The sequence below is a fragment of the Paucisalibacillus globulus genome (assembly GCF_900184735.1).
GTDB classification, from domain to species: Bacteria; Bacillota; Bacilli; order Bacillales; family Amphibacillaceae; genus Ornithinibacillus; species Ornithinibacillus globulus_B.
Window position 1 is genome coordinate 12,264 of record NZ_LT855406.1, and the last position, 17,372, is coordinate 29,635.

General features: G+C 36.5%; 23 protein-coding genes. 5 read left to right on the top strand and 18 right to left on the bottom strand.

Features of this window, described 5'->3' with window-relative positions; all coding sequences use genetic code 11:
- Window positions 1-121 precede the first annotated feature (121 nt).
- The gene (gene hpaB / locus BN999_RS19915; protein WP_096274476.1) at window positions 122-1,564 is read left to right on the top strand and encodes a 4-hydroxyphenylacetate 3-monooxygenase, oxygenase component; all 1,443 of its coding nucleotides are present in this window, start codon (window positions 122-124) and stop codon (window positions 1,562-1,564) included.
- A gap of 36 nt (window positions 1,565-1,600) precedes the next feature.
- Here the strand turns inward: hpaB and BN999_RS19920 are convergent, their stop codons facing one another.
- The 6 genes from BN999_RS19920 to BN999_RS19950 form a co-directional block, all read right to left on the bottom strand.
- Window positions 1,601-2,233: a response regulator gene (locus BN999_RS19920; RefSeq protein WP_096274478.1), complete on the bottom strand. Its 633-nt coding sequence runs from the start codon at window positions 2,231-2,233 to the stop codon at window positions 1,601-1,603.
- Window positions 2,230-3,270, bottom strand: coding sequence for a sensor histidine kinase (locus BN999_RS19925; RefSeq protein WP_096274481.1), 1,041 nt, complete (start codon window positions 3,268-3,270; stop codon window positions 2,230-2,232). Before BN999_RS19925 ends, BN999_RS19920 begins: the two co-directional genes overlap by 4 nt.
- Complete coding sequence (gene liaF, locus BN999_RS19930) at window positions 3,267-3,992, bottom strand: cell wall-active antibiotics response protein LiaF (RefSeq protein ID WP_096274483.1); 726 nt, start codon at window positions 3,990-3,992, stop codon at window positions 3,267-3,269. Before liaF ends, BN999_RS19925 begins: the two co-directional genes overlap by 4 nt.
- Before the next feature lie 97 nt (window positions 3,993-4,089).
- Window positions 4,090-4,725: a PspA/IM30 family protein gene (locus BN999_RS19935; RefSeq protein WP_096274485.1), complete on the bottom strand. Its 636-nt coding sequence runs from the start codon at window positions 4,723-4,725 to the stop codon at window positions 4,090-4,092.
- Window positions 4,726-5,316: 591 nt separating this feature from the next.
- The gene (locus BN999_RS19945; protein ID WP_096274489.1) at window positions 5,317-5,667 is read right to left on the bottom strand and encodes a lmo0954 family membrane protein; all 351 of its coding nucleotides are present in this window, start codon (window positions 5,665-5,667) and stop codon (window positions 5,317-5,319) included.
- Between the two features lie 205 nt (window positions 5,668-5,872).
- Window positions 5,873-6,736, bottom strand: coding sequence for a metallophosphoesterase (locus tag BN999_RS19950; RefSeq protein WP_096274491.1), 864 nt, complete (start codon window positions 6,734-6,736; stop codon window positions 5,873-5,875).
- Between the two features lie 363 nt (window positions 6,737-7,099).
- Here BN999_RS19950 and BN999_RS19955 point away from each other — a divergent pair, with 363 nt between their 5' ends.
- Window positions 7,100-7,762, top strand: coding sequence for a FusB/FusC family EF-G-binding protein (locus BN999_RS19955; RefSeq protein WP_096274493.1), 663 nt, complete (start codon window positions 7,100-7,102; stop codon window positions 7,760-7,762).
- A gap of 90 nt (window positions 7,763-7,852) precedes the next feature.
- On the opposite strand, the gene BN999_RS19960 is transcribed toward BN999_RS19955, so the two are convergent.
- The 7 genes from BN999_RS19960 to BN999_RS19990 all read right to left on the bottom strand — a co-directional run bounded on the left by BN999_RS19960 (window position 7,853) and on the right by BN999_RS19990 (window position 12,306).
- A complete protein-coding gene (locus tag BN999_RS19960; RefSeq protein ID WP_096274495.1) occupies window positions 7,853-8,656 on the bottom strand; it encodes an arginase family protein in 804 nt (267 codons plus the stop codon).
- A gap of 173 nt (window positions 8,657-8,829) precedes the next feature.
- A complete protein-coding gene (locus BN999_RS19965; protein ID WP_096274497.1) occupies window positions 8,830-9,285 on the bottom strand; it encodes a hypothetical protein in 456 nt (151 codons plus the stop codon).
- 5 nt (window positions 9,286-9,290) lie between these two features.
- The gene (locus BN999_RS19970) at window positions 9,291-9,482 is read right to left on the bottom strand and encodes a helix-turn-helix transcriptional regulator (RefSeq protein WP_096274499.1); all 192 of its coding nucleotides are present in this window, start codon (window positions 9,480-9,482) and stop codon (window positions 9,291-9,293) included.
- A 223-nt stretch (window positions 9,483-9,705) separates the two neighbouring features.
- On the bottom strand, window positions 9,706-10,410 hold the full coding sequence (locus BN999_RS19975; protein ID WP_096274501.1) for a DinB family protein: 705 nt from the start codon (window positions 10,408-10,410) through the stop codon (window positions 9,706-9,708).
- Between the two features lie 160 nt (window positions 10,411-10,570).
- Window positions 10,571-11,221, bottom strand: coding sequence for an SDR family oxidoreductase (locus tag BN999_RS19980; RefSeq protein ID WP_096274503.1), 651 nt, complete (start codon window positions 11,219-11,221; stop codon window positions 10,571-10,573).
- Window positions 11,222-11,291: 70 nt separating this feature from the next.
- Complete coding sequence (locus BN999_RS19985) at window positions 11,292-11,729, bottom strand: DUF4275 family protein (protein ID WP_096274505.1); 438 nt, start codon at window positions 11,727-11,729, stop codon at window positions 11,292-11,294.
- A gap of 112 nt (window positions 11,730-11,841) precedes the next feature.
- Window positions 11,842-12,306, bottom strand: a complete 465-nt coding sequence (locus BN999_RS19990) for a Dps family protein (protein ID WP_176482058.1) — start codon at window positions 12,304-12,306, stop codon at window positions 11,842-11,844.
- 309 nt (window positions 12,307-12,615) lie between these two features.
- Between BN999_RS19990 and BN999_RS19995 the strand changes: the two genes are divergently transcribed.
- Together BN999_RS19995 and BN999_RS20000 are read left to right on the top strand one after the other, a co-directional pair.
- Complete coding sequence (locus BN999_RS19995) at window positions 12,616-12,933, top strand: PadR family transcriptional regulator (RefSeq protein ID WP_096274601.1); 318 nt, start codon at window positions 12,616-12,618, stop codon at window positions 12,931-12,933.
- A 14-nt stretch (window positions 12,934-12,947) separates the two neighbouring features.
- Complete coding sequence (locus BN999_RS20000) at window positions 12,948-13,700, top strand: HAAS domain-containing protein (RefSeq protein WP_096274507.1); 753 nt, start codon at window positions 12,948-12,950, stop codon at window positions 13,698-13,700.
- 80 nt (window positions 13,701-13,780) lie between these two features.
- On the opposite strand, the gene BN999_RS20005 is transcribed toward BN999_RS20000, so the two are convergent.
- From BN999_RS20005 to BN999_RS20025, 5 genes are all read right to left on the bottom strand, one after another.
- A complete protein-coding gene (locus BN999_RS20005) occupies window positions 13,781-14,680 on the bottom strand; it encodes a macrolide 2'-phosphotransferase (RefSeq protein WP_096274509.1) in 900 nt (299 codons plus the stop codon).
- 26 nt (window positions 14,681-14,706) lie between these two features.
- Entirely contained in the window at window positions 14,707-14,883 is a 177-nt protein-coding gene (locus BN999_RS20830) for a hypothetical protein (RefSeq protein ID WP_176482059.1), read from the bottom strand.
- A gap of 13 nt (window positions 14,884-14,896) precedes the next feature.
- Window positions 14,897-15,706, bottom strand: a complete 810-nt coding sequence (locus BN999_RS20015; RefSeq protein WP_096274512.1) for a protein phosphatase 2C domain-containing protein — start codon at window positions 15,704-15,706, stop codon at window positions 14,897-14,899.
- 1 nt (window position 15,707) lies between these two features.
- Window positions 15,708-16,163, bottom strand: a complete 456-nt coding sequence (locus BN999_RS20020) for an HIT family protein (RefSeq protein ID WP_373453648.1) — start codon at window positions 16,161-16,163, stop codon at window positions 15,708-15,710.
- Window positions 16,164-16,265: 102 nt separating this feature from the next.
- A complete protein-coding gene (locus BN999_RS20025; protein WP_176482060.1) occupies window positions 16,266-16,682 on the bottom strand; it encodes an SRPBCC family protein in 417 nt (138 codons plus the stop codon).
- A gap of 215 nt (window positions 16,683-16,897) precedes the next feature.
- Here BN999_RS20025 and BN999_RS20030 point away from each other — a divergent pair, with 215 nt between their 5' ends.
- Entirely contained in the window at window positions 16,898-17,272 is a 375-nt protein-coding gene (locus BN999_RS20030) for a VOC family protein (RefSeq protein ID WP_096274516.1), read from the top strand.
- The last annotated feature ends 100 nt before the right edge of the window (window positions 17,273-17,372 follow it).

A 17,372-nucleotide genomic window follows, 5' to 3' on the forward strand; every position in this document is an offset into this window, starting at 1 on the left:
AGAATTCTATTCATTACCAATTTCTTTTTTCATCTTGTAACGACCTGCTTATACTTCTAATAAAATATATATCACGAAATCTTATTTATTAGGCATTATCCTAATTTCAAGGAGTGAGCATATGCCCGCCATTACTGGAGAAAAATATTTAGAACGAATTGATAACTTACATTCAAATGTATGGGTAGATGGTAAACCTGTACAAGAAAAAATCAGTGAGCATGCTGCGTTTAAAGGGGTTATGAAGAGCCAAGCCAAATTATTTGATATGCAGTACGATCCATCATTAATCGATATCATGACCTACACATCACCATTGTCGAAAGAGCGGGTAGGAATGTCCTATCTACAACCTAAAACGAAAGAAGATTTGGTGAAAAGAAGAACCATGACTCAACAATGGGCACTTTCGAGTAATGGAATGATGGGGAGAAGTCCCGACTATATGAATACTGTCATTATGGCACTCGCTTCCTCCGCACCATATTTAGAGGATAAAGACAACTGCTTTCCTGAACGATTGGTTGCTTTCTATGAATACGCTAGGGAGAATGACTTGTCCCTTACCCATTCCTTTGTCAATCCACAAGTAAATCGAGCACAATTCTACTTAGAAGATATGGATGAGGAGCCAATCGCTGCCAAAGTTATAAATAAAACTGAAGAAGGAATCATCGTAAGAGGTGCGCGTCTACTAGCAACTCGAGGTGGAATCACGGATGAGATCATTGTATTTTCAGCTGGTGGCATTCAAGATAAAGCAAATGGATTTGCATTTTCCATACCAAGTAACCAAAAGGGTTTAAAATTTATCTGTAGAGAATCGTTTGTTGGTGGCGACTCCACCTTTAACTATCCATTAAGTTCTCGATATGAAGAAATGGATAGCATTGTGATATTTGATGACGTACTTGTACCATGGGAACGTGTTTTTTATTATGATAATTTACTTGTTTCCAATACATTTGCAACTAAAAGCTCTTTCCTGCCCTTTTCCATACACCAAGCAATATCCAGACAAATTGTAAAAACAGAGTTTGTACTAGGGTTAGTTCAAGCTATAATCGATTCCATTAATATCGGTGAGTATCTTCATGTACAGGAGAAGACCTCGGAAATTATCATTGCTTTGGAGACATTAAAAGCGTTGGTCATCAAGGCTGAAGTGGAAGCAAAGTTGGATGAGTGGGGAATTATGCGACCAGACCTGAAGACATTACAGGTAGCGAGTACTATTTTCCCAAAGGTATATGCTAGATTTAGTGAAATCATCCAACAGATAAGTGGTAGTGGAATCATGACAATACCAACCGAAAAAACATTTCAATCGGAGTTGAGAGAAGATCTGGAACATTACTTACAATCAAAAGCAGATGATGGCAATTCACGGGTAAAACTATTTCGGTTAGCATGGGAGTTAACCATGAGTGCTTTTGGAACACGAGAAGTGCAGTATGAGCGATACTTCTTTGGTGACCCGGTAAAGTTGTCGAGTCAGTTGTATCATACGTATAAAAGAGAACCTTATGTTGAGAGGGTAAGAGATTTTTTATCTGAAGAATGAATAGAGGCAATCCCCATGTGAATGAGGATTGTCACCTTATTCCACCAAGTCATGCTTAAAAGCATAAATCACAGCTTGCGTCCGGTCCTGCACTTCAAGCTTTCCTAATATATTACTTACATGCACCTTCACTGTCTTAAGTGCAATAAATAATTCATCGGCAATCTCTTGATTAGTCTTACCTTGAGCAACTAAAAGAAGAATCTCCTTTTCACGTTCCGTCAATTGATCATGAAGATGAACAACAGGCTTTTCACGCATTTTAGTCATAATTTTCCCCGTTACCTCTGGTTCTAGGACAGATTCACCAGCATAGGTAGACCGAATGGCTTTAGCTATCTCCATAGCTTTCGAGGTTTTTAACATATAGCTTGTCGCGCCTGCTTCCAATGCGGGGTACACTTTTTCATCATCAAGGAAACTGGTTACGATAATGATCTTTGCTTCGGGCCATTGTTCTATAATCTGTTTTGTTGCTTCAATGCCGTCCATTTCTTTCATCACTAGATCCATTAGAATAATATCTGGCTTAAGTTCTAAGGCAAGGCTCACAGCTGGGGCACCATCACTCGCCTCAGCTATTACCTCGATATCTGGCTGTGCCGATAAATAAGCTGTTACACCAATCCGTACCATCTCATGATCATCTGCGAACAATACTCTTATCACGCTTCTTCACCTTCCTTTCGTAAAATGGGGACTTTCACTTCTATTTGAGTACCTTGATTTGGTAACGAAACAATCTTCATGGTACCGCCAACTTCCAGTGCACGTTCCTCCATATTCTGTAAACCGTATGATCCGGTTTTTGCTGTATGGATATCAAATCCTATTCCATTATCCTTTACCCTCAAGATAGCGATATCATCACGTTTTATTAGAGTAACATGAAGAGCTGTTGCCTTCGCGTGACGGAGCGTATTGGACACTGATTCTTGCAAGATTCGGAACAATTGATCCTCAACACCTTTATCAACTTTAAGATCTTCAACCTTCCATGAGATTTCCATAGGGACCTTCTGTTTAAGTTCTTCTAGTAATTCTTCCACACCTTCAAAGAGCGACTTTCCTTTCAGTGCTACTGGACGTAAATGGAGTAATAATGCTCGCATTTCAAGTTGGGATTGTTGAATCATATTTTCAACTAGTCCAAGTTGTTTTTTTACGGTTACATCCATCTCTTTTGACGTCTCATTGATAGCAGACATCATCATTGAAGCAGCAAATAATTCCTGACTAACAGAATCATGTAGTTCCCTTGCTAATCGATTCCGCTCCTGAACAACGATATCTTGTAAGCTTTGCTCCCTCTCTTCGGCCCGCTTTGTCGCGAGACTCTGGAAATGCTCGGCTTGTTTATTAATTTTTTCCTGTATCTGTATCATTTTTTGTTCTAGATTATTTAATTCTTTATAGGAAAAATGATCTGTATCGATACTCTGACCTTTTGTTAATCTATCTAATTGTTTATCTAAGTACCCTATCCGTTGTTTCCAATACCAACCGATTGAAATTCCTAAAATCGCACCAGAGATAGTTGCTATAGCTAGAACTGTGATGAGAAAGGAAATATCTCCAACTTTCATTTCCCAAAGCATGGACCAAGTAAATTCCTCATGTAAGAAGAAGGTTAACCCAACAGATAAAATGACTAAAACTAAACTATACATCATTCCAATCATCATATGGCGAAGAACTGTCATCATATCCGCTTCACCTCGATATCACCGGAGAATACAGAGGTTATGATTTTCACTCTTGGATAAGTCGTATCATAATTTTCCGTTTGGTATAATAGTGATTTATTGATTAAATTCATATCTTTTTCATCAAAGATATGTGCTCTGCCAAATACAGAGCTATGATGAATACTAACTTCCACATCATAAGGGACATAAATCTCGATATTTCCTACTAAATGGCGAATAGAAATTATGGCCGTGTCATTTGGTAGTACCGTGTTACTTAAATCTATTATTCGATCCCCAATTGCACCGTGAATATTTACATCTCGCCATTGATAGGCCATATCTTCTGTCTGTGCATCCTCGAACAATTTGTTTTCAAATAGTGGTTTCAATTTAATTAGCTTTTCAGCATTTATTATATTACTAGGCAGAATTGGCTCTAGGTCTTTAGTTTTCTTAGACTCCGAGTAATCCTTTAGCCATAGAACAATGACTACAACGATTAGAAAGCGAACTGCCCAAAGATTTAAGATGGAAAAGATAAAAAATACCAAGAAAATCCAAAACAACACTTTTCCCCATAGTTGTTGGAAATTTTTCCACCCGATATATGCAAATATGGCAGAAAATATTGCTGGAATTATTGCTCCACCAAAATGAAATATAACTTCGAAAATAAGAAGGATTACTCCTACGATCATAATCCAGTTGAGTGTATCTGTTTTTAGTTTATTGAACATAGCAGGAATCCCCCCCATTTATAAGAACTCATTCAGGCCCAATTTCTTGGGCCTGTGTCATGAGTATACCATTTTTAGGTAATATTTCGCATTTCAATTAATTGGCTTTTTCTTTTTCTGCCAATTCCTTTTCTAATTTAGCGATTTTGCTATCAAATGTGCTCTTATAGTATGCACTATTTACCTTATATTCTAAGTTGTCAATATAACGCTCCATCTCAGCAAACTTGGAGAAAGGCTTATCCGATACTTCATCCATCACACGATTAATTTGATGGTTAGCATGAAGGACATTCTCACGTCCCATCAATTCCATCCGACGAAGTCGCATATCTTTAATACGATGTTTCATCTCTTCATACTTCTGTTCTAATTCTTCTAATTGCTCAATTGATTCCTGACGAGAAGCTTTCATTCTTTCAGCACGTGCTTGATACTCATCATGTTCCTTTTGAGCAAAAGCATGCATTTGCTCTTCTCCAGCTTTTTCTGCAATAGCAGCTTGCTTTTGACGCTTCTCAGCCATTTCCGCTGCTCTTAAATATTCTTTAGAAAACTCATCCTTCAACTTGTATTGGCGCTCAATTAATTTGCGAACCTTCTCTACTTCTTGTTCCGCTTGGCGTAAGTATTGATTTAATGCACCAACTGGGTTCTTCTGTTCTTTCTTGTCTAGTAAATCATGTAAATCCGCTTCGATTGAATCTTTAATACGTGTGAATACGTTTGTCATTTGTGTTCTCTCCTTTTTATTGTTTTTGTTTTATTTAGCTTTTTGAGCTTGTGGTGGAGTGGGTGCATGGTTGCTGGGTTTGGGCACATGGTTGCTCGGCTTGGGTACATCTTCGCTACACTTGGGCACATACTCTCGTGGGACGGGTGCATGGTTGCCTGCATCGGGAGCATACTCGCTATACTTGGGCACATTCTCCCTCATACCGGGCACATGGCTGCCTGCACCGGGAGCATACTCGCTACACTTGGGCACATTCTCCCTCATACCGGGCACATGGTTACCAGCACCAGGAGCATACTCGCTACACTTGGGCACATACTCTCTCATACCGGGCATATGGTTGCCAGCACCGGGAGCATACTCGCTACACTTGGGCACATACTCTCGCCAAACGGGCACATGGTTGCCTGCATCGGGAGCATCCTTGCTTCCCTTGGGCACATACTCTCGCCAAACGAGCACATAGTTGCCAGCACCGGGAGCATACTCGCTACACTTGGGCACATACTCTCGCCAAACGGGCACATGGTTGCCAGCACCGGGAGCAGCCCCGCACCACTCAGACCAATATCTCCATTAATACAATGCCTAATTATTCAATTCCGCCCACTGGCGTTCAAAGTTAGTAAATGGATCATTGTCATCAGTAGGAATTACGGTTTCACGCTTTTCCTTTTTCCAGTTTTTCATTATCCAGAACAGTGCAAATGCAGCTGCGATTCCTAGAACTGCATAGATGTTTGATAACGCAATGCCTAATATAAATAATCCTAGAATGACCCAACCAATTTTCCCTGCAGCAGAATCACTCTTTACGAACTTCTTAAAGACGATGTAAAGTAGCCAGATGCTTAGACCTAGTAAAACCATTGGCCCTAGATTTGCAAGTAATACTAGTAGGGCAATTAGTCCTCCTATAAACAACATAAACTTTCTCATGTAATTGCCTCCTTTCTTGATCTTGACTTAATCTTACCGAAGAAATTAACTCTGGATAATGAGCCTAAGCTATATTTTGTGCTAGGTCTTAGGGCTTAGAAGGGGCTAGGGCTAGCCGAATAAGAAGTACTACTACATAAAAAAAGCTGTTGCAAGGGCTAGAATAATACATGCCTTTGCTACAGCTTTTTCTAAATTTTTTATGTTACTTTCCGTTTGTACCAACAACGTTAACCAAACTAATTTGACTCTGATTCCAGAATCTAATTGGTAACACACTAGTCCCCAAGCCACTATCTATATATAGATACCTTTTGCTGCTAATTTCAAATATCCCTTTATCCAATTCAGGGAAAAATCCTTGGTCAGGAGCGATTAGAGCCCCAATTAGTGGTACTCTCACTTGTCCACCATGTGTATGCCCACTCAATATTAAGTTAGCCTGAATATCCTGGTATTCTTCCACAACAGTAGGGGAATGGGAAAGTAGTACTGTATAGAATTCATGGCTCACACCGTCAAATGCTAGATTAATATTCTCATGGTTAGTTGATTGATTATCAATCCCGACTAGATTTATAGTAGTAGTTCCAATCGTGATTTGAGTGTTTTTATTATTTAGGATGGTTACACCTCTTTTTGAAAGACCCTCTAATATCTCTTCTGTATATTTGTTCTCCCACTCATGGTTTCCAGTTACAAAATAAATGTGTCGATTAATTTCTACAAGTTTCTCAACCAATGAGAATACATTGGAATAATTCGAAGTCTTCCTATCTACTAAGTCTCCAGTCAAAACAATAATATCGGCAGTGTTTCGATTAACCGCTTCAATTAATTTTTCATTCTGGTTACCAAATACTTTATTATGTACATCACTAATTTGCATAATAGAAATTTCTGTGCCCAATGGGATTTTATCCGTATCAAGCTGAACTTTATTTATCCGAAATATATTGGTGTCAATATAAGTTTTACTTGCTGTAAATACGATGAATATTATTGCAAGGTATACCATGATTCGTTTTTTGTTTCTCCTAAAGTAAGTATTATTTTGTTTGCTTAACATCTATCCATCCTCCGAATTAGTTCAATTATCACCACTATTTTCCTCATAAGTACTCTCCTTAATGAAACTGCAATTATTATAACAACAATAATCAATTTATAACATAACAAAGGTGCACTTTCACAAGTAGCATTTTAAGGAGTGACAGGTATCACAAATCCTTGTATAATTCTGTTAGGCTTGCTTGGAGGTGATAGAAATGGCGGGATTATTTACATATCAGCCAATAATTGTAGGAGCTCATGCAAAGCCAATTTATTAGAAAGGCGATACTTTGTATGAGGTAAATTATCTACTCGCCTAGTCTCATTTCTGATAATTGGCTTTAATCATTTGCTATAAAAAAATGAGGAGCTGATAGAAATGACAAAGAAAATCAATATCGTTTTGGAAAATATTCCATTCCTTAGACATGATCAATACAACTTTATTAAGTACCAACTGTCCAATATTGTTCATGCTCGTTTAACTTCAAAGGATGAAGAAGTTATAAATACCGTAAAGTTGATTGCAATGGATAAGATATTTTCTATATTGCCTAACTTAAATGAAAATCAACAGATGTTGTTATCCAGAATTGTAAATATAGAAGAGCAAAACCAGGTAGATTCTTTTTTAACGGAATTAAAAACCTATGTTATTCCTTTTAGAAGCACATCAGAAAAAGCGCTTTCTAAACTATTTCCGAAAGTAAAAAAGTTCAAAGGTCCGGATCTTAATACAATTGACTTTAGAGATATATCTTATATAGGTTGGTATGATATTCGCTCGGAAAGGAAGTTTCTAGTAACGGAACACAACGGGAAGTTGATAGGTTTCCAAGGAACTTTTATGAAGAGCATAAAAGGTATATGTTCGATATGCAATCGATATGAAGATGTTGGATTATTTATGGCTAATGTGAAAACGGGAAAAGAAACGTATACAAATCGCGGAAATTACATTTGCGCAGACAGTCATAAATGTAACCAAAACCTAACCACTTTAGATAAATTACACTACCTTATTGAATTATTAAGTAACTAATGGTTTTTTCTGTATCTATCACTCCCCGGTTTGGGGAGTGATAAACACTCTCTAGAATTACCACAATCCACAGGAAATAATTCAGTATCATTATGCATGTAACAGATCAGATGTATTGCCTTTTTTACTTATCCACTTACTAGTAGTATCCAATATTAACTTATTTGCTCTATTATTCTTTGATACTGCTTCTTTTGTCTCTTTTAAGTAATCATTTGTTGAATCTACAGGATACTCTCCACACACATCAAGGCTAATAACTTTTTTTGACTGAATAAGTGCCTTAACTATTTTTAACATTTGTTGTAGCTGTATTGTTCCGTGATCCCATCCTGTAACGGCTTCTTTTTTATCTAGAACATCTTTATCCATGCTTATGTATACTGAATCGGTTGGTATGTTTTTTAATATAGATTTTGTAATGGTAGTTGGATTTGATTGTAGTGAGTTTTTCGTGTAAAGTTCCACTCTGTCATGAATGGATGCAGGTATGTGTTGTATTCCTTCTTCGCTCACACCAATAATAAATACTTTCTTCAGCATGGGAAGTTGTTGGATAGATTCCAATACCCAAGACCCACAAGAAATAAGTTCGTCACTTGGACTTGGAATTGTGTCAGTATGATGGTCAAATAGAACCAGGGTATATGGCTTGTCTATTTGGGTTTGGAGGATATAAGACATATAATGGTAATTTCCACTTCCTAAATAATAGATTCCACTTAGTTCTTTTTCCGTGATTTTTTCTGTGAGGTACTTTAAGTTCTCTTTTTCACAGAAACGACTAATATTCGGGATAGATTCAAAATCAATCCATTTATATTTCTTGTTCAAGTAAAAACTTTGTCTTCTGTATGCCCCATCGAAATTCAATAAGGTTACATTGGTGTACATGTTGATTGCCCCCTATAAATTTTTACTTCTATACTACTAGTATATCATTCTAGTAAAAATATTCAGGAATTTAAGCCCCAACTTAATCTAGCTGTGCTCTTTTCTTCACAAAAAAACCTAGTCCATATTATGAGCTAGGTTTTCATTTCCACCATTTGTAACCATAAGGCAGCTTATAGCAATTCCTTATTCTTTTTATACGACCGCTTTAATGAAATAAAGCTAGTGAGATACCAAAGGAATCCAACGCTTATTAATAAGCCACCAATTTCGACCCATTCAGTTTTATTAGCGGGTACACCAGAAATGAATAAAAATAGTACGATAAATATTAGGACAAAACTAATCGTTTTAGTACGAATGTGTTTTAACTCTTTTTTATAGGAGCTTTCCGTTGCAACATCTGTATACTCAATACCAGATAATGTATACCTTGCCGTTACATAGAAGAGAAAAATTGTAACCAAGATTAATAATGCAGTATTAGTGTTCATAAGAAAGTATTGATTCCAAATCACCATCACAATTAGGGAAAGAAAGAGTAATATTCCCCCTTCTGCTAGTAAGTACAGTATTCTTTTCTCCTTATATTCATCATTTGGAATTAAAAATGTTATCCATGATTTCATTTCTACTATACCTCCCAGAATAAATCATTTAATGTTTTATTTAGAACTTTTGCGATGGATATACAAAGTTGTAAACTCGGGTTGTATTCACCCTTCTCTATAAGTCCGATTGTCTGTCTAGTCACACCAACCCTAACGGCTAACTGTTCCTGAGTCATGGATAGATTTAATCTTGAAGTTCTGACATTGTTTTTCATCGCTTCACCTTCAAAGGTAACATAGTATACTCCTTAATGTAATATATATGTGTCATTATGTAATTTATATATTACATAATACGTATGAAGTTGTCAATTAATTATTGGTGCTTATTGGAATAATTGGCACTATATGCTCTTTGGGTATACTGATTAGTTTTGAGGTATTAAATATCGGAATATAGAAAGCGTGTTTTCTTTATGCTCAAAACACGCTAATAAATTACCTGCAAGGACTTCTTTTATTTAGCAGTCTTCCTTTAATTCGTACACATTTGTTCAAGTGCAAGAAATTATGTCTTGTTGCTGGCATCAAGACTAATCCAGCAATTGTTTTTTTGCTCCAGTATTCAGCAAGCCATTTAGATTGCTGCATAACTGCATTTTCATCGAATAATCGTTTGATTCGACTAGCTTCCACTTTCATTTGAAATTGTCCTGGATTTAATGAAGAAATGATTCTTTGTGTTTGTTTACCAACTGTTGTTCTGTAATCTAATAATTGTTCAAGATTTATTTTTGAGCTCAAAAAAGTAATATCTTCCTCGCTCATGTCATTTCCCGAATGTACATATGGAATATTCAACTTTTCTTGCCAATTGGAACTTTCTAAAACCTGTTGCTCATCAGCCACCAAAATATTCATCGTCATATCCTCTACCCGAGCAATATGCCATAAATGCCATGCAATAGAATTCTTTGTATCCGGGTTTTTAACTGGGTATTGTCTAAAGGTCGCTTCATCTAAATCCCGTATTAAAGCATCTTCCAATGTCACTTGTTTTGTTTGGTTTAGTGGAGATGAGTATAATAACGAGTGCTGTGATAGAAATAATTGGATTGCCTGTTCATGTTTTTCCGTATTTAAGATAATCTCTTTTAGGTTCTTGTGGTTATCATTCCAGATCCTGCGTTGTTTCATGTCCATAGTAAAAGATCCACCTTTACTTAATAAATAACTAGTTAAATAGATGATATCACGAATGTACGTTTTGGTAATGTGTTTTTTAACTATTCGAATAATGAAATGTAAAAAAGCGAACATCCTTTTCTAAGAGGCTGTTCGCTTGAGTAAACAAAGTAATATATTACTGTATTTTCTTTAAAGCATCTTCAACTGGAGTCTCTCCGGACATCAAACCAATTGTTTTCTTATACGTCTTCTCCTCATCTAATGAAGCAACAACTGTTCTCGCTACGTCTTCACGTGGTATAGAGGTTTTTTCAAAGGTTTCTCCAACAGCAATTTTTCCCGTACCGGGTTCATTTAGTAATAGCCCTGGTCCAAAAATTGTATAGTTTAAGTTACTTTCCACTAGCATACGATCTGCATAGTGTTTGGCAATCATATATGGTTTGATTGGACTTTCTTTCCAAGATTCACGGTCGTACGCTTTAAATGCACTAACCATGACAAAACGATTTGCGCCAACCTTCTCAGCTGCTTCCATGGATTTTACCGCTCCATCTAAGTCAACAAGTAATGTTTTGTCTGGACCCGTTTTCCCGCCAGATCCCGCTGAGAAAATGACTGCATCTGACCCTTTCATAGCTTCGGAAATCTTATCCACACTACCCTCTAAATTAGCAACAACCGCATTTACACCGATTTGATTAAGGGATTCTGCCTGTTCCTTACTTCTCACCATTGCTGTTAACTCATACTGTTCACTTTCTTGAAGGAATTTCACAATATGTTTTCCTACCTGACCATTTGCTCCGATTAGAAATACGTTCATCTTGATTACTCCCTTCCTTGTTCGCTATATATATTGTTTCAAACGAGGTAGTTTTTATCAAAGATGTTGCTTATAGATGTTCAGTACTACAAAAATAAGGACCGCAATAACCAGTTTCATGTGTTACAACATAAGTCCAATTAAATTCTTTATCAATCACATAGATATCCATCTCTTCTTTTACATCATCACTGGTTAGCTTTTTTGCATTCATTAGGCTTATTACCTCATCTGAATGTTGGTAAAAAATAATGCAATTATCTTTCGCAATCCTATTAAATGCTTCTTCAGCATCGTTTCCTTCTAGGTACTCCGTTTTGTTATAGCTAAATAGATGCCATAAATAGCCACTAAATCCTTCATGGTCCGTAAGATAGATACTCTTCTGTTCATCCCGACTAAGATGCTTGGCAAATGTCTCTTTCCACTTTCCCCGATAATACGTACCCCACTTAGGTATTTCTTTTATGACCATGTTTTTCTTTTTGAGTATATCTATTAATTGCATATCTATATCCCCCATAATTTGCTTACCTAAATATTACCATAAAGTGGTGCCTGTCACTTCCCGATATTTGTCGACCGTCGACAATATTCGGGAAGTGACAGGCACTCATTAATTAACCTAGAAATGCTTGTAGCATCCAGATGGTTTGGTCTAGGTAATTTTTATAGTTGATTAACATATCTTCTGTTACAGGATCTTCTTCTTGGGTTGCTAGTTCTATCGATTTTACCGTGACATCACGAATGGTGCGGTAATCATTTACTAGATTTTCAACCATTTGTTCTGCTGGAATCTTGTTATAGTATGGTTCTTCATCAATTAACGAATGCTCTAGGTATTCTGCTAAGGTAGAATATGGTTTTTCTCCTTTTGCTATTAAACGCTCTGCGAATTCGTCAAATTTCAGATTTGCTTCATTATATAATTCTTCAAACTTTTCATGAAGGGTAAAGAATTGTGGACCTTGTACATACCAATGATACTGATGAAGTTTTACATGTAAGACACCTAGATTTGCCACTAACTGATTAACCATAGTAGATGTTGTTGCCTGTTGTTCTGTGTGTGATGCTGTCATACCTATCTCTCCCTTTTCTGTTTATATTTTGAATCTAGTAAACTTGTACCCTTATTTCCTTATTTTTAATCATTTTTGTTCAGGAATGCTTTCATAGATGATCCGGAGTTCATTGAATTCTGCCACCTTTCTAGTACTATAATCGAATGTAAAGATAGAAACGTGGCAAAGAGAAAAGGGAAAATACCCTTGCATTACAAGGTATTACATGTTATCTTATTTCTATACCTTGCAATACAAGGTATTTTCTTTGTACCTAACCCTTGCAATGCAAGGTAGTGAAGAGGTGATAATTTGTCAACGACACAAATGTTAAAAGGTATTCTCGATGGTTGTATTTTAGCTATCATCAAGAATAAAGAAGTTTATGGCTATGAGCTTACAGAGAAACTGGAAAGCTATGGATTTCATTCTTTCAGTGAAGGTACGATCTATCCATTGCTTATGCGAATGCAAAAAGAAGAGCTAGTAACCTCAACATTAAAAAAATCAACAGCAGGACCAAGAAGAAAATATTACTCCCTTACTAAAAAGGGGGAGGAAGAATTGAATAAATTTAAGTTGCAATGGGACCATCTACAGACCAATGTTAACCGTGTATTGAGTAATGAAGTAGAAGAAAATTAAAGGGGGATGAACAAATGCAATATGAACTTTCAAACAAAAGTAAGCGTTTTTTAGAGGATCTTCGTGTATATCTGTTTTCAAGCGGGAAAAAATCAGAAGAAATTGATGAAATCGTAGAAGAACTTGAAAGTCATTTAGTTGAGGCGGAACAACATGGAAAACCAATTGAAAAAATAATTGGGAAATCACCGAAGGATTACATGGAGACAGTTGCCGATGAAATGGCAATAGATTTTAGGACATGGTTTAAATACATATTAATCATTATATTCGGGGCATTTTCTTTCACTATTTTTAGGGATGTTCTTGCCGGTAACTTGTCCTATTCATTATTGGAAATTGTCGGTCATTTAGCAATAACATTGATCTTTACTTTTTTGACTTTCATTGCCTTCAAGTATATATCAAGTAATAATTTTTCAAATACTGTTCAACTAGTGATCTTATATTTAATTGGCATGATACCTCTTGGGTTATTTATCGGAATGTATTTTCTGAATGAATCTATTAGAACCCCTGTTATCCAATTCGGGGAAACAGGTTCCATGATTGTTGCAGCAATAACATTACTCTTTGTTCTGGCCATTTCCATTTGGACAAAGACAGGTATTCTCATCGCTATTGTAACCTTATTAACTTTACCGGAATATCTACTTAGTAAAACAACCTTAAATCTAGAAACTCAGTTAATTTTAAGTTCAGTAATATCCTTTGGCGGGATTGGAATTTATCTATTCATTTCGAGTCAACTAAATAAAGATAAATAGTGATGGATTCATTTTCCAAACCAACATGTATCTAAAAAGCCTACCCAATAATTTTGGAGTAGGCTTGTTAAATTTAAAAGTTATTGAGGGTTATTTCCCAATAAATTCTTGGCCATTTCTTCATATTCTTCTAGACCAGAAATGATGGCAAATTCAGCAATTGCAACTGGGTATGCTGAAATGGATTCCATAATATGCTCTTTCATTCCGTCCCAATATATGCCACCTGCTTCTCGATAATAATGGATTAATTTATCCAGAGCTTCTTCCCCAAAGGCTTGGAAGTGAAAGACAAAGTCATGCGATACATCGGTCACTTTTGCCTCTGTCCAATCTATTAATCCAGTGACATTCGTGTCCTCCTCTATCATCGTATGTCCCGCATGAAGATCACCATGAATTAAACCGGTTGCCTGTGGCCAGATGGCCTTATTATTTATCCAAGTCTGCCAGCGCGACCACAAATCATCCGCCACGCCAAACTTAGCTTTCACTTTTTCCATGCGTTCTTTCATAGAAGATTTTGCTTCTTCTGCGGTATGAACTACTAATCCAACCTCCCGAGCTTCCTCTCCTGGAATATTATGTAGTGAAGCCAATGTTTTAGCTAAGGTTTGATGGAACTGTTCTGGTACATTCTCATAATCCATTTCCCAAACATAGTTTTGTATTTCAGGGTCAATGGTTCCAGCTGGCACTCCGCTTAACTTTTTGTAAGCAATCAAATCATTTTCATAAATGGTCCAAACAGGAACTTCAAATGCTACATGTTTATTGATTAGATCTAGGACGTTCTTCTCCACAATGGTTCGTTTCATCACGTCTTCTCGCCTTGGAATTCTAAGAACCCAATCATTTCCACTTTCATCTGTTGCAAACACCGCTAAAAAATCTAATCCAGACTCATTGAATATAAGAGTGTCTTCTTTTACTTGGAGCCCGTACTTTCCTGCTAATTGGACTACTTGATGTTTTTCCATATAAAAACCTCCTTCTATTCATTTTATTACTTCTTTGCCTTTTTACTCGTATACCAATCAACTATTATTACTCCTAAAGAAATACCTGTTGCAATGGAAAGTGCTGTGCGTATTTCTAGCTCTTGCTTTAACAGCACATCTAAAGTTAGTAATACAATCAATACAATGAGGAAGTGAAAAGCAAACTTGTAACATCTCTTCATGAAATTCCCTTCTTTACTCATCACTTGGCCTTGTAACATCCTTTGATATGTCGACATCCCAAGCTATAATGGTAGTACTGTCTCGAACATTATTTTCTTGGATAGTTTGAAGCAGAGTCTTCACACCAGGATTTAGCTCATGATTCATCATGACATGATAAATATCATTCGGAGAGAAAAAAGGTTCATTCGGACATTCCACAAGCCCATCTGTGGTTAGTAGTATTCGGTTCAAACCCTTCCTCAGTTCCCTAACACCACTACTGTAGCAAGGGACTACCTGTTCAAATGTATTGACCTGACCAACCCACTCAAAGAATTGTCGTTGATTTAATTGATATTGTCCAAGTTGGGAAAGTTCAGGGTGAAAAATATAGGATATGCAGTCCCCTATGGATAACCACCAAATATATTTGTCTATTCTTAACACTAGTAAACAAGCAGTCTCCCCTTTTACTTCTCGACACTTAGAAAGGAAATCTTCTTCTTGAAATAGTTGTAATACAGTTTGTTCCATTTCTAACAAAGCCTGATTATACGGCTTAGATAATAGATTATGGATAGTGGATTTATAGGCTAAGAATTGGGTTATAACTAGTTCAGCACTTTCCGCTGAATGATGTGCATCTAAGATAATAGCAAACTCCCAATTCTGTTCTTGGTCAGCCCATACCAAACAGCCATCTTCATTTTTATATTGACCTGCTGATGAATTTCCCCCGAAGCGTCCGATTGAAATATGGTTAACGTTCTGTATGCTAATGGTATCTACACAATGTTCTTGGCTTCCTACCCAACTAAATTCACTAATGGAATTCACCATATTAGGTACTCTCCAAATATTCTCTTAGCCTGTTACATAGATTAATAACCTCATCATTGTTTCCCATTGGAGCATGTTCCCAGTCATAAACCGCCATAGGTCCCCAGTACTCTTCTGGTGTATTCGGGTAACGAGCTACCAAATGCATGTGTAGATGAGGAACTGAGTTACCTGATACAAGGGAATAGACATGTTCTGCCCCTTCTGATTCCATCAGAGCTTTGCTTACTCTAGCCATTACAACACCAAAAGTTTTTGCTTCATCATCTGTCATGTCTCCAAGAGTAGGAGCATGCCTCTTCAAATCAATCATAATATGACCTAAATAGTTCGGATTCCCATTTTTATCAATATGACCAACGTATACAAATTCATCTTCATAGATCGTAACCCCAGCTGTATCTACAAATCCAGCATGCTTATTACAAATGAAACAATCTTCCTCCCTGTATTCCATCCCCATTCTCCCCTTCTTTTTTTGAGGTGCCTGTTTTGAGGTGCCTGTCACTTCCCGAATTTTGTCGATGTTAGACATGACAGGCACCTTCAGAACCTTACACTAATGAACTAAAGATGCTCTCAAATCTTTGATATCATGTTCTAAGTAACTTTTTAGGCAGGATAGCATGTATATCCATCCTTCTTTTTGTCCTAACATTTTAGTTACTATATCTGGATCTTCTGCCTTAAATCCCGATTCGCTCACTTTTACAATGGTGCTATTCTCGTCGAGTACGTCTAATGTGATTGTTACTACTGTTTCATCGTTTTGTTCTCCCCATGAGAAATTTATCTGTTTGTTTTCTTGAAGTTCTATTATATTTATAAAACCTTCCGCACCATACTCATCATACCTTAGTAAAATTTTCTTTCCCTTTTCCCATCTTTCAGAACTAGACGAAAACCAATAATTTCCGATTTTTGCTGGGTCAACAAATGCTTCAAAGACCTCATTAGCAGGTTTGTTTATTTTCATTTTTGAAGTTACTTGTGTAATCAAAATTGCATCAACACCTTTTCTTTTTCCTAATTATATAGTTTCTTTAGCCTAAAAGTAATCCTTACTTAATATTACTTAAGTAAAATAATAAATATCTGCCAACCTAATAAATAACAACTATTTCAATAGAGGATTTTTTCTACTAAATAACGAATTTCTAGTTAGTGTGTTAAAAAAGGAGTGAAAAGTCTATGATAAACAAAGTTGGTCAGATTATGTTGTACGTCAACAATCAAGATGAAGCTGTTGATTTTTGGACAAATAAAGTTGGTTTCAGCGTTATTGCTGAGGAGAACGATGGAATGAGATGGATTGAAATCGCACCAACAAAAGATGCTGCAACAAGCATTATTCTTCATGATAAGAGTTGGGTTGCTAAAATGTCACCTGAATTAAATCTTGGCACCCCCTCTTTAATGTTTTTCACAGAGGACCTAGAAAAATTGTACAGCAATTTAACAAGTAAGAATATTACAGTTGGCGAAATAATGAATATGCCATCGGGCAAAGTATTTAACTTCTCAGACAATGAAGAGAACTATTTTGCTGTAATGGAGAAGAAGTAAAAGTGGCGTCAACTCCCAAGATTAATTTTTTCATTCGACAAAATTAGTGTTATTTCGGGGAGTGACAGGCACCTAAAAGAACAAAGGTGCCTTTTTCTTT